General features: G+C 63.8%; 11 protein-coding genes. 4 read left to right on the top strand and 7 right to left on the bottom strand.

The window, feature by feature from the left end; genetic code table 11:
- Positions 1-92 precede the first annotated feature (92 nt).
- From RT131_RS18000 to RT131_RS18010, 3 genes are read right to left on the bottom strand one after another with little or no spacing between them, the layout of a single operon-like run.
- Entirely contained in the window at positions 93-509 is a 417-nt protein-coding gene (locus RT131_RS18000; RefSeq protein WP_313174182.1) for a DUF3106 domain-containing protein, read from the bottom strand.
- A 2-nt stretch (positions 510-511) separates the two neighbouring features.
- Positions 512-865, bottom strand: coding sequence for a hypothetical protein (locus RT131_RS18005; protein WP_313174183.1), 354 nt, complete (start codon positions 863-865; stop codon positions 512-514).
- A complete protein-coding gene (locus tag RT131_RS18010; protein WP_313174235.1) occupies positions 862-1389 on the bottom strand; it encodes an RNA polymerase sigma factor in 528 nt (175 codons plus the stop codon). Before RT131_RS18010 ends, RT131_RS18005 begins: the two co-directional genes overlap by 4 nt.
- 165 nt (positions 1390-1554) lie before the next feature.
- Between RT131_RS18010 and RT131_RS18015 the strand changes: the two genes are divergently transcribed.
- Genes RT131_RS18015 through RT131_RS18025 form a run of 3 tightly spaced genes read left to right on the top strand, consistent with a single transcriptional unit; the run spans position 1555 to position 3784 of the window.
- Positions 1555-1857, top strand: a complete 303-nt coding sequence (locus RT131_RS18015; RefSeq protein WP_282267096.1) for an NAD(P) transhydrogenase subunit alpha — start codon at positions 1555-1557, stop codon at positions 1855-1857.
- Positions 1854-2351 carry a hypothetical protein gene (locus RT131_RS18020; protein WP_313174185.1) on the top strand — a complete coding sequence of 166 codons (498 nt, stop codon included), beginning with the start codon at positions 1854-1856 and terminating at the stop codon, positions 2349-2351. Before RT131_RS18015 ends, RT131_RS18020 begins: the two co-directional genes overlap by 4 nt.
- Entirely contained in the window at positions 2348-3784 is a 1437-nt protein-coding gene (locus RT131_RS18025; protein WP_313174187.1) for an NAD(P)(+) transhydrogenase (Re/Si-specific) subunit beta, read from the top strand. Before RT131_RS18020 ends, RT131_RS18025 begins: the two co-directional genes overlap by 4 nt.
- Before the next feature lie 15 nt (positions 3785-3799).
- On the opposite strand, the gene RT131_RS18030 is transcribed toward RT131_RS18025, so the two are convergent.
- Positions 3800-4747, bottom strand: a complete 948-nt coding sequence (locus RT131_RS18030) for a helix-turn-helix domain-containing protein (protein WP_313174189.1) — start codon at positions 4745-4747, stop codon at positions 3800-3802.
- A gap of 562 nt (positions 4748-5309) precedes the next feature.
- Entirely contained in the window at positions 5310-6167 is an 858-nt protein-coding gene (locus tag RT131_RS18035; RefSeq protein ID WP_313174191.1) for an AraC family transcriptional regulator, read from the bottom strand.
- Positions 6168-6628: 461 nt separating this feature from the next.
- Here RT131_RS18035 and RT131_RS18040 point away from each other — a divergent pair, with 461 nt between their 5' ends.
- Entirely contained in the window at positions 6629-8455 is a 1827-nt protein-coding gene (locus RT131_RS18040; RefSeq protein ID WP_313174193.1) for a sulfotransferase, read from the top strand.
- Here the strand turns inward: RT131_RS18040 and RT131_RS18045 are convergent.
- Entirely contained in the window at positions 8440-8967 is a 528-nt protein-coding gene (locus tag RT131_RS18045) for a 2OG-Fe(II) oxygenase (protein WP_313174194.1), read from the bottom strand. The genes RT131_RS18040 and RT131_RS18045 overlap by 16 nt on opposite strands.
- Positions 8968-9076: 109 nt before the next feature.
- A complete protein-coding gene (locus tag RT131_RS18050; protein WP_313174196.1) occupies positions 9077-12010 on the bottom strand; it encodes a TonB-dependent receptor in 2934 nt (977 codons plus the stop codon).
- Between the last annotated feature and the right edge of the window lie 138 nt (positions 12011-12148).

Here is a 12148-nt window from a genome sequence, read left to right on the forward strand (position 1 = left end):
CCCCTCTCCTGCTTGCGGGAGAGGGGTTGGGGTGAGGGCGGCGTTTCGCTGGAAAGCCCCTGCCGAGCATGGCTCGGCACTACCAGATCAGGTCAGCGCGGTGGGCGCGGTGCCGGTGGATTGGCCTGTACCCATTGCCGGCGCTGTTCCACGCTCATCCTGTTCCACTGTTCACGCAGTTGCTGGCGCTGCTCCTTGTCCATGCCGCGCATCTTGTCGAACAGTGCCTGCGCGTCGCGGCGCTGGTCCGGGGACATGTTCTCGAAACGGTGCATGCCGCGACGGGCCTGCTCGCGCTGCTGTGGGGTCATCTGCTGCCAGCTGCGGGCATGCTCGTAGCTGCGCTGGCGGCGTTCGGGGGAGGAGCTGTTCCAGCGATCACGCACCGGTGCGATCAGCGTCTCGCGCTGGGCTGGGGTGAGCTGGTCCCATTCGGGCAGCTGTTGCTGGGCGGCGGCCGGAGCGCTGGCGCAGGCCAGCAACAGCAGGTAAGGCAGCAAGGTCTTCATCATCATTCCATCGCCAGATTGTCGGAACCAAGCCACAAGTACAGCTCAGGGCTTTCGTCGAACAGCAAGGTGTCATCGCCAGTGTCGGTGTTCTGGCCAGCGACCACAGGGGCAACCGGTGGCTGCGCGCTGTGGTTGAACTGCATCGCTACCGGCACCGCCAGCAGCGCCGAGCAGGCGGTCGCCAGCCACCAGCGATGGCGGCGCCATACCGACGGCGTTTTCGTCATGCTGGCGTGCTGGCGGGCCTGCCGCAGCCGCGCCAGGGTGGCCGGGGACAATGCGGCATCGGCCTGCTGCTGCAGCTGCCGGGCCTGATGGTCGAATGCGTCGGGATGTGTGGGCAGGCGGTTCACCGCGAGGCCTCCAGTTGTTTCTGCAATGCGTCGCGCGCGCGCGACAGGTGGGTTTTTACCGAGCCTTCCGAGCAACCCATCGCCTTGGCGGTGGTGGCCACGTCCAGTTCCTGCAGCACGCGCAGGCTGAAGGCTTCGCGCTGGCGGGCTGGCAGCTGCCGCATGGCGTGTACCAACTGCGTGTACGCGCGCTGCTGTTCATGTGTCTGTGCAGGGCCGGGGCCTTCGTCGGCCCAGTCGATGGTGCTGTCCTGGTCGTGGTCTTCCTGGGGCGCCCAGAACTTCAGGCGGAAGCTGCGGCGGCGCTGCAGGTCGATGATGCGCCGCCGCAGGATGCTCCAGAACAATGCCGTCCATTCCTCCGCGGGCCGCTCGCGGTAGCCCAGCATGCGCTCCATGGCGTCCTGGACCGCGTCCAGCGCATCGTCGCGCTGGCGCAGGCCTGCCTCGGCGAAACGGAATGCGCGCGGGCCGATGCCCGCCAGGAACGCGTCCAGCGAGGCAGGTACAGCCGCAGGCGGCATCAGGGGGGGGCTGGTCACCAGCACAGGGTAACGTTCCGGTCGTGGGTGTGTCTGGGAGGTATAACGCGCGAGGGGCGAATCGGTTGACAACGCAACGGTCGCGCCGGCTTCGGCCACATGGTTATGATGCCGGACAGGCGCTTCCAGCCTCGGAGAGAGCAAACAATGAGCGACGGGTTCGTAGCGTTGTACATCTTCATGCTGGCAGCGATTGCCGGCCACGTGATCATCTCGCGGGTGCCGGTGATCCTGCACACCCCCTTGATGTCCGGTTCCAATTTCATCCATGGCATCGTGCTGATCGGTGCAATGGTGGTACTCGGCCATGCGGACACAACGCTTGAGAAGGTGATCGGCTTCATCGCCGTGGCCCTCGGGGCGGGCAACGCGGCCGGCGGCTATGTGGTGACCGAGCGCATGCTGGACATGTTCAAGAGCTCGAAGAAGCCGGAAGGGAAGGACAAGTGAGCCTCCCCATCGGTATCGCCGGCCGCCCCGCGGTCAATGCACGGCAGGTTTTCCAGTGGCTCAGCTACCTGCAGTATCCGGCCTTGCTGGTGGCGTTCGCCTATGCGGCGCGGCCACTGTTCAATGGCATGGCGGGCGCGCTTGATGCCTATAACAGTGCACTGTTGTATGCAGGCGTGGGCGTAGGCATGTCCTCGTTGCAGGATCCGGCCAAGACCCAGAACAGGATGTCGAAGAAAGTCTGGGAGGACCCGCGCAAGGGAGGCCTGATGCTGTGGCTGATCAGTGCGCAGGCCCTGCTGCCGATCCTGCTCGGATTGTTGGGCGCGGCCCTGACCCCCACCACCGCATTGTCGCAGCTGGCACTGGGCATGGTGGCGTTCGGCTTGGGCATGATCGGGTTGCTGAAAACCGCCATTGAAATGCGCGAGCACCATCGCCTCGACAAGCAGTCTCCTCGCCCTGTAGACACGGCTCTGGAGGCCGGTGCATGAGCATATCGATCCTGGTCAATACGAGTTATCTGGTCGCTGCCACGCTGTTCCTGCTGGGCCTGCAGCGCATGGCCTCGCCCAGGACCGCGCGCAGCGGCATCCAATGGGCCGGTGCCGGCATGTTGATCGCCACCGCTGCCACATTCTTCCTGCCGGGTCTGCACAACATCGCATTGATCGCCGTGGCCCTGGTGCTGGGCACGGGCCTGGCCTGGGTGTCGGCCAAGAAAGTGGCCATCACCGACATGCCGCAGATGGTCGCCTTGTACAACGGCATGGGCGGTGGCTCGGCCGCGGCCATCGGCGCGGTGGAACTGCTGCGTTTTTCCGATCTTGCCAACCGCGATACCAATCATTGGAGCGCGCAGGCCATCGCCGACCTGGCGGCACGGTTGCCGTCCAATACGGTGCTGGCGTTGGCGGTAATCGGTTCGGCGATCGGCGCGGTGTCGTTGTCCGGTTCGGTCATTGCCTGGGCCAAGTTGGATGGACGCCTGGACAAGCGTGTCACCTTCCCCGGGCAACAAGCCTTCAACCTGCTGGTCGCGTTGGCGATGGTGGTGCTGGGGGTATGGGCGGCGGTGAGCCTGCAGCCTTTGGCCATCATCGGTTTCTTCGTGGTGGCGTTGGCATTGGGTGTGCTGATGACATTGCCGATCGGCGGCGCCGACATGCCGGTGGTCATCTCGCTGTACAACGCCTTCACCGGCCTGGCAGTGGCGTTTGAAGGTTACGTGCTCGGCAACGAGGCCTTGATCATCGCCGGCATGATGGTCGGTGCGGCCGGTATCCTGCTGACCCGCTTGATGGCCAAGGCGATGAACCGGCCGATCAGCGGCGTGCTGTTCTCCAACTTCGGCGGCGGCGGGCAGGGGGCGGAGATCAGCGGTACGCAGAAGCCGATCGAAGCCTCCGACGTGGCCGCGATGATGGCTTTCGCCGAACGTGTGGTGATCGTGCCCGGTTACGGCATGGCGGTAGCGCAGGCCCAGCACAAGATATGGGAACTGGCGCAGCGCCTGATCGAACGCGGGGTCAAGGTGAAGTTCGCGATCCATCCGGTGGCCGGGCGCATGCCCGGGCATATGAACGTGCTGCTGGCCGAGGCGGGCGTGCCGTACGACTTGATCGCCGACATGGACGATATCAATCCGGAGTTCGCGACCACCGATGTGTCGTTGGTGATCGGTGCGAACGACGTGGTCAACCCGGTGGCCAGAACCGATCCAAGCAGCCCGATCTATGGCATGCCGATCCTGGATGTGGTCAATTCAAGGAATACCATCGTCATCAAGCGCGGCAAGGGAACCGGCTTTGCCGGTATCGAGAATGCGCTGTTCTATGCCGACAACACCCGCATGTTGTACGGCGATGGTGCCGAGGCGGCGAGTGCACTTGTCAGTGAACTGAAGGCGCTGGACGGCGGGCACTGAGGTCTGCGGTGGTGGTCAGGAGGCCACCGCCCATCCGCGCACTGTGGATTCAGCCGTGGTGTTGCCCGCCGGCAGCAGCATCGGTGCGGCCAGGGCGCGGTCCTGCACTGGCTGGCCGCGCCTTGCGGCGGTGGTAGTGCAGCCGAAGGCATGCTTGAACGCGCGGCAGAATGCGCTTTCACTTTCGAAACCCAGGGATTCGGCGATTTCGCACACTGACAGATCGGTGTTGCACACCAACTCCAGCGCGCGCTTGTTGCGCAGGCGCGCGGCATGCTCGCTCGGGGTCTCGCCAAAGACCTCGCGGTAGATGCGGATCAAGTGGGTAGGCGAGTAGTTGGCGGCCGCTGCCAGGCTGACCAGGTCAAGACGGGTTTCGATGGTGCAGCGGATCAGGTGCTGCACCCGCAACAGGCGCAGCAGCGTCTGATGACGGCGCATCAGTGTGCGACCGCTGCAGCGCTCAAGTTGGATCTGCAAGGGCTGCTGACGTTCGATAAGGGCATCGCGCAGCAAGCCCAACCGGTAGGCGGCGTCGGTCGAATCCGGGTTCAGCTCCAGGTTGCCGGAGCGGTACAGGCGCAGCATGGCGCGCGCCAGATCGGGGTCACAGCGCAGCTCACGGGGGATGAGGCAGTTGACGATGGCGGCGGTGGATTTGGGCGGCTTCTGCCAGAGCGCAGCCGGTGCGGTGACGCATAGCCACCAGCTCTGCTCGCGGCTGCCATGGCGCAGGTTGCCATCCATCCACAGCTGCAACTGGCGTGCGGGCAGTTGCCAGGGCAGGTCGCCGTTGCTCAGCTCCAGGCGGCCGCTGAGTACCAGCGTAGCGCTTATCCAGCCGGCTGGAATCGACAGGCGGCAGCCTTTGCCATATGCGCTGATGGCATGGATACAGTCAGGCCGTAGCAGGGGGGGCTCGATCGAGCGCGCGCCCTGAAGTGAATGATGTCGGATTCCCACTGCGGCTACCCCCATGTCTGTGTGAACGGACGACGACGGCGAGGTGTCTGCTCTGACAACGCGTGGTGTAACCGCGATGTCTCCGGTCGTCGGCTGGGCTTTTGTGAAGCCCTACTCACTTCAGACGCAACGCAATGCTGATCACCTCACCTGTACAGAGAAAAAGTGCGCTGCTGTGCCGTGCCATTGCGGACTCCGGTACATGCGGGCGGATGCGGGGGCGCGGCAGACATCCACGGCATTTTGGCGGGTACGGGACGAAGACGATTGGCGGATCGGTGGTTTCCGGGAACGCGGCGTTCCCTCCGGCATGGCGCATTCCGCCGCAGCCCACCCTTGATCCATGCCCTATCTGTTTGGACCGAGGGTGAACCTTGTGGCGACAGCGCGCCTTGGCGCGGCATCGTGATCGGGTCGGGTGAGGTACTGGGCGCTGCACGGCACGGCAGGTGTCAGTGCGCAGGCACCGCGGGCACGGCAGCAAGGGGGCGGCGACACGGTCTGGCTTGGCCGCACGGGGTGACCCGCAGCGGGGAGTTGCCAGCAACGTCCCCCAGATTGTTTACGAGGTCGCGAGCTCGGCCTGATTGCCGTGTTCAGGCGTGGCAACACTCATGTCGATGCAGGTGCGATTGGCGCCGCCGCTTCGACGCGCCTGGCTGGCGGTGCAGGCGTAGGTTTGCTTGAAAGCGCGGCAGAAGGCGCTTTCGGTCTCGAAGCCCAGCGCGTCCGCAATTTCGCAGATGGAGAGCTCGGTGGTGCAGACCAGGTCCCAGGCCCGCTGCAGGCGCAGGCGGGTTGCATATTCAAACGGGGTTTCGTCAAAGACTTCGCGATAGATGCGGATCAGATGCGGGGGAGAATAATTGGCGATCGCCGCCAGCCGATTGAGGTCCAGGCGTGCATCCACATTGCAGCGGATCAGGTGTTGCACGCGTAACAAGCGCAACATGGTCTGGTGTCGCCGCAGTGCGGTGCGACCGCTGCAGCGGTTGAGTTGGCCATGCAGTGATTGCTGGCGCTCCAGCAGCATGTCGCGCAGCACGAGCATGCCATCCTGGACAGCGGACGTATCGCGGCTGTTGCTGAAGCAGCGCTTTCGCGCCAGGTGCAATACCGCGCGTGCCACTTCCTTGTCGCAGCTTATTTCGCGTGGAATGAGATGGTTGCTCGACGTTGGCGGGCGCGGCAATCGTTCCCACAGCGCAGCGGGTGCGGTGATGCACAGCCACCAGGCATGACTGCGGTTGGACAGGCGCAGTTCGCCTTCCAGCCACAACTGCAGGTGATGGGCAGCAAGTTGCCAAGGGGCATCACCACTGCCTATCTCCAACAATCCGGTCAACACCAGGGTGACGCTTACCCAGCCGGCGGGAATCAGCAGGCGGGCGCCCCTGCCGTAGCCGGTCGTGGCGTGCACGCTTCCAGCCGGCTGGCTGGACAGATCCAGGGCCTGGGACGCGTGCAGGGAGTGGTGTTGGATTCTCACCTCGTCTTCACAACCCTGTTGTTCGGAATGAAAGGGGTTCGAGAATTTCGCTTGTGCCGCTGTACCCGCGTTGGCGAGCAGAACATCGCATGGCCATTGGGATCTGGCAACGGGAATGAAAATTTCAGAATGCCGCGGGCCGTTCCTGCCGTGGCGAAAAAAAACCCGGCAGCTGCCGGGTAGGTTCGGGGCTGACCGTCGTGCCCATTGATGTTGGGCTGAGTAGGGTCTGACCTGTGCAGAGAGAAGAGTGACTTACCAAGTCCCCGAACAGAACCTATGCTGCGTGCTGGCACGCGGCGAAAGACATGCGCGCGTTTGCGCTTGGATTGTCGAAAATTAAGATTTCGCCGCTATGCGGAAAGGTTCAGTTGTAACCATCGGGGGCTTTGATGCAGCTTGAGCTGGAACGCGCGCTGGAGGATCTGCAGCAGGGCCGCCACGATGCGGCGGAAACGGCGATGCGCCGTCTGCTCGCCGCAACGCCTGGTTCCGCAGCGGGGATGGAGGTGCTGGCGCTGGCCTTGGCCGCACAGGGACGGGTGCAGGACGCACGCGACTGGCTTTCCCGCGCCGCCGAGTTGCAGCCGGATTCGCTGAGCGTGTGGATGAACCTGGGCAACGTCTGTCTTGAAGATGCCGATGCGGCTGCCGCAGGCACGGCGTTTGAACGCGCCCGTGCGCTGGGTGCGGAGGATGTGGCGTGGCTGCTCGGCTATGGGTTGGCGCTGCTGGGACAGGCACGCTTTGCCGACGCCAATGGATGCCTGGCGACTGCCCTGGCAAGGGAGCCGGGGGCGATTGACGTGCGCTTGGCGTATGCACAGAGCCTGGCAGAGATGGAACGGTTCGAGGAACTTGCAGCCTGTCTCGCCGGCGTGGAGGAGGCGTCGCTGGACCACGGCGAGCGCCGTGCCTTGGCCTGGTTGTTGGCGCAGGCCGGCAGTGACACTGCCGCGCAGCAGCTGTACCGGCAACTGATCACCGAAGCCCCGGATGCCATCGAGCCGCGGATTCAATTCGCCCTGTTGCTGGAGCGCCTGAACCGGCTGGACGAGGCGGCGGAGGTATTGCGCGGGATTGATCCGCGCGCTGAGCACGGCAGCTCGGGAATGTATGAATTGGCCATGGCGCGCGTGATGCGTCGGCAGCAGCAGCCACAGGTAGCCATCCAGCATGCCGAGCAGGCGCTGCTGCAGGAGGTCGCGCCAGCGATGCAGGCGCAGCTGCAGTTCGAGCTGGCGCGCAACCATGACCAGCTCGGGCAGGTCGACCACGCGATGCAGGCCTTGGCATCGGCGCATGCAGCGGCGGTGACAGCATTCGAACAGCGCTTGCCTGCAGGCCGCATGCCGCCGGTACTGGACTGGTTGCAACAGCGCTTGTTGCAGGCTGCGCCCAAGGCGTGGGCGCAGGCCTTGCCGGATGCTCCTGCCCGGCCCAGTGATCCGGTGTTCCTGGTGGGGTTTCCGCGCTCGGGAACGACGTTGCTGGAACGGATACTGGATGTGCATCCGGATCTGGACGTGCTGGATGAGCGGCCGGCGCTGGAGGTGGTGATCGAACAACTGCGCAGCACGCCCACGTGGCGCGACGATGACCTGGGGGCCGCTCTGGATGCGCTGTCGCCGGCGGCGCTTGCTGCGGCCAGGCAACGCTACTGGAACGAGGTCAGGCGACACCTGTCGCTGCAAGGTCGGCTGGTGGACAAGTACCCGCTGACCATGACGCGCTTGCCCTATGTGGCGCGTTTGTTCCCGCAGGCGGACTGGCTGTTGCTGCTGCGCCATCCCTGCGACTGTGTGCTGAGTTGCTATATGCAGGCGTTTGGAATCAATGGCGGCGCCTTGGCGTTCACCTCGCTGGAGTCCACTGCACGCACTTACGCGGCGATCATGCACTGGTGGCACGAGCAACGCGATCGGGTGCCGGCGCGCGTGCACGTGCTGCGCTATGAGGACCTGGTGGACGATCTTCCTGCGGTGCTCTCGGCCTTGATGGCGTTCCTGGCACTGCCTGCACAGGAACAGCAGCTCTCCTTTGCCAACCACGCAAGCGCACGAGCGCGTCGCATCAACACGCCCAGCTACTCGCAGGTGGTACAGCCGCTCAACGCCTCGGCGGTAGGCCGGTGGCGCAGCTATCGCGCCCATTTCAGCGATGAAACCCTGGCCATTCTTGCGCCGTGGGTAGTGCGTTACGGTTATACGCTCGACTGACGCTGGGGAAACCTGAGGTAGGTGGAGAGGATGTACTTGTCCTGCGCGGGGGATGGCTTGCCCTGATGGGCGTACATCCAGTACGGGGGGAACATGAGCAGTCTTCCAGTGCGCGGTGCCACGCCGGTATGCAGGCCGGGAAACCAGGTTTCACCACCGGCTTCCACGTCATTGAGGTACCACAGGAAGACCAGGTAGCGGTCGCAGACCTCATTGATCGAATCGAAGTGGGTCTGGAACTTTTCCTCGCTGCCGGCGCGGTAGCGTTTGAGGATCAAGGGGCTGAGCAGCGGACTGTCGGGCACCGCGATTGGCAGGCCGACATCGGCGTTGTATCGCTGCAGTGCATTGCTGATCAGCTGACGGAAGTAGGTGAGGAATCCCGCATCGGAAAGGCGGCTCACGTCCAGTTCGGTCCAGGCGCTGTCGTCCAGGCCCGGGCGTACGCCGCGGCCGTTGCGTTGCTGGAAACGGGACAGCGAGTTGAAGGACGCGATCAGTTTGCCGCACATTTCGGCGGGCAAACTGTGGTCGTAGGTGCGGATGTAATGACGCAGGTCCGCACCCTGTACATCCGCCGCGGCATCGGCCGCGGCGGATGGTGTTGTTGCTGTTGCTGGCTCAGAAGCGGGCAGTCCAGCGCATCCAGTAGAAACGGCCGATTGCATCGTAGGTCCGCATATCCGTCGAGGCGTTGAAGCCAGAATAGATCAACGGCGGCTGGCGGTCAGTAAGGTTGCGCACGCCGATCTGGATGGAACTGTTCTTCAGGTCTTCGAAGCGGTAGCCGATCTGCAGGTCGGTCTGGGTGAAGGACGGAACCCGACGCTTGGCGACATAGCCCGGCTCGGTGACATCGGCTACGTCAGGTGCTTCGTACACGTGGTGCACGTAGCGGGTGGTCAGGCTGGCGCTGAGGTTGCCACGCGACCAGGTCAGGTCGTTGAGTGCGCGCCAGCGGGCCATGTTGCCGAAGCCCGACGAGGCGTTGTCGACGAAAGTGCCTGCAAGGCCGGTGCTCTCCGGAATGCCCGGGAAGGCACCGACGTTGCTGCTCGGGTCACCGGCCAGCAGCTGCACGTCGTACTGGGCCAGATAGGTGGTGTCCAGGTTCCAGCTGAACTTGCCCCATGCGCCTTCCGGGAAGACGTAGCGGAAACCGAGGTCCATACCTGCAGTTTTCAACGTACCGAAGTTGCCGGTGATGTTGGTCATCTGCGCAACGTCACCCGCGCTGTCGCGGACGAAGGTGTCACAGAAGCGACCAAAGTTGAAACACTGGTTCAGCAGTACGTTCTCGGGCAGGTTGGTGATGAACTTGTCCAGATTCACGCGCCAGTAGTCGGCGGTGACACTGAAGCCCTCCAGCCAGCTCGGGCTGTAGACGAAGCCGTAGGTGAACACGTCGCCTTCTTCCGGCACCAGCGCGGAGTTGGCAACCTGGAATGAGGTCACCTGGTTGTTGCTCTGGCGGAAGGAACCGTCGGTTGGGACGCCTGCGCAGGCGGTGGGATTGCCACCGGTGTAACCGTTGCAGGGATCGGTGTAGGTGCTGGCGCTGGGCACTGTGGGCGAGTAGAGGTCACCGATGGTGGGTGCGCGGAAGACATCCGCATAGGTGGCGCGAACCAGCAGGTCAGCGAACGGTTTCCACTCCATGCCGATCTTGGAGTTGGTGGTGCCGCCGAAGTTGGAGTAGTCCGAATAACGTGTACCCAACGAGAAGTTCAGCTTCTCGGCGAATGGCATGTCGGACAGCACCGGGATCAGCGCCTCGGCATAGATTTCATTGACGTCGAACTTGCCCGAGATGTCGCCAAAGGTACAGGCTTCCTGGGTGATTTTGCAGACCGTGTCCCCTGGCGGGATGATGGTCAGGAAGTCGCTGCTGGAGCTGGCTGATTCTTCACGGCGTTCCACGCCCACCGCCAGTGATACGGCACCGGCCGGCAGCTGGAACAGATCGCCGGTGACGTTGGCGTTGAAGACCTTCAGATCGTTCTCGTTGCTGCTGTGGATGGTCGGGTTGATCAGCTCAAGCGCGGCCAGCTGTGCCTGGCCCACCGCGGTGCTCGGGTCAGGTGCCGGGCCCATGAAGTTGACCGGGAGGCAGCCGGCGATGGCGGTCGCTGCATTGCCCGGCGTACGTACGCAGATGGGGTTGCCACTGACCGGGTCGATCATCGATGGGCCCAGTGCATCGGTCAGACCAGGGCTGTACAGATAGCCGCGCACGGCGGATGTCTGTGGCGTGCGGCCGTAACCGTAGGAGGCGTCCCACGACCAGCTGCTGTCACCGAATGCGCCGCGCAGGCCTGCGGTGATCTGGTAGGTCTCGGTTTCGAAGCGGGTGGTGCGGGTGGGGATGAAGTCGCGCAGACGCAGGCGCGCATCGGTGATGTCCACGCCAAAGGGGTTGTAGATGCTGTCTTTGCTGATCGGCACGTTGTCCACTGCTGCACGGCCATCGAAGGGCAGCGGTGCGATGAAGAACGAGGACTCGGTGCGCAGCCAGGAGCCGAGCAGGAAGCCTTCGATGTTGTCGGTGAGCTGGTAGTTGCCACTCATGAACAACGAGGTGCGTTCCTGCGGGGTCAGGTTGAGGTTGCCGTCGGCCTGGAAGTTATAGACGTCCGTGTTCGGATTGAAGCAGCGGAAATCCGATGTCGAAGAGCCCGGGCGGCCGTCTATACGGGTGAGGGTGACGTTTGCGCCGCTGCCGCAATTGGGATCGGTCAGATCCACGCCGGTTGCCGACGCACGTGGCACCACGTAACGACCGGTCAGGATGCGGCTGGTGCCGCCGATGCCCTTTTCGCCTGCATACAGCTGGTAGGGCTGGCTGGAGTAACTGCGGTCAGCGGCACTGACCTGGTCTTCCTTGTCGTAGCTGGCGCCCAGCATCAGGCGACCTTTCTCTCCGTGCAGGCCGAAGGTGGCGTCGAAGCGCTGAGTGTCAGCGTCGCCGCGCGAGGAAGTGCCATAGAACGCGCTGGCTTCCAGACCTTCGAAATCCTTGCGCAGGATGAAGTTGACTACGCCGCCGATGGCATCGGAACCGTAGATGGCGGAGGCGCCATCCTTCAGGACTTCAACGCGCTCGATCAGTGCCATCGGGATGGAGTTCACGTCCACCGCACCATTGGCGTTGGAGATGGTGCCGATCCAGCGCTTGCCGTCGACCAGCACCAGCGAGCGGTTCACGCCCAGGCCGCGCAGGTCGACCGTGGCCGCACCCGCGCCGCCGCCATTGTTGACCTGCGGGTTGGTGGCGGCACCGGCGATGGCCGGAGTGCGCTGCAGGAACTCGCCGACAGTGGCAGCGCCTGAGCTCTCAATGTTCTGCCGGTCAATGGTGAAAACCGGGCTGGAGGTTTCCAGGTCGGCGCGCTTGATGCGTGAGCCGGTGACCTGGATGCGGTCCAGATTGGTGGCTTCTTCCTTGGGGGCAGCGTCCTGGGCGAGCGCGCTGCCGGCGGCGCCCAGGGCGAGCGCGGCGGTCGAAATGGGTAACAGGGCGAGACGAACGGCGTGGCTGAGTGGCTGGATACTCACGTATGACTCTCCGCGGAGTGGTGCGAGGGAGTCATGAAATTACGAATTTTTAACTGGTCCTAATGTGCAGACCATGGCTGGGGAAATGTGCAAAAACTGACATTTTGTTTCATGCCGCGATGAATTCTCACACTGACG

The organism is Stenotrophomonas sp. (genome assembly GCF_032066555.1).
Classification (GTDB): Bacteria; Pseudomonadota; Gammaproteobacteria; order Xanthomonadales; family Xanthomonadaceae; genus Stenotrophomonas.

Coding starts and splice junctions, on each gene's coding strand:
- RT131_RS18000 (WP_313174182.1), bottom strand. CDS start 509: ATGAAGACCTTGCTGCCTTACCTGCTGTTGCTGGCCTGCGCCAGCGCT.
- RT131_RS18045 (WP_313174194.1), bottom strand. CDS start 8,967: ATGTGCGGCAAACTGATCGCGTCCTTCAACTCGCTGTCCCGTTTCCAG.
- RT131_RS18025 (WP_313174187.1), top strand. CDS start 2,348: ATGAGCATATCGATCCTGGTCAATACGAGTTATCTGGTCGCTGCCACG.
- RT131_RS18015 (WP_282267096.1), top strand. CDS start 1,555: ATGAGCGACGGGTTCGTAGCGTTGTACATCTTCATGCTGGCAGCGATT.
- RT131_RS18010 (WP_313174235.1), bottom strand. CDS start 1,389: ATGCCGCCTGCGGCTGTACCTGCCTCGCTGGACGCGTTCCTGGCGGGC.
- RT131_RS18040 (WP_313174193.1), top strand. CDS start 6,629: ATGCAGCTTGAGCTGGAACGCGCGCTGGAGGATCTGCAGCAGGGCCGC.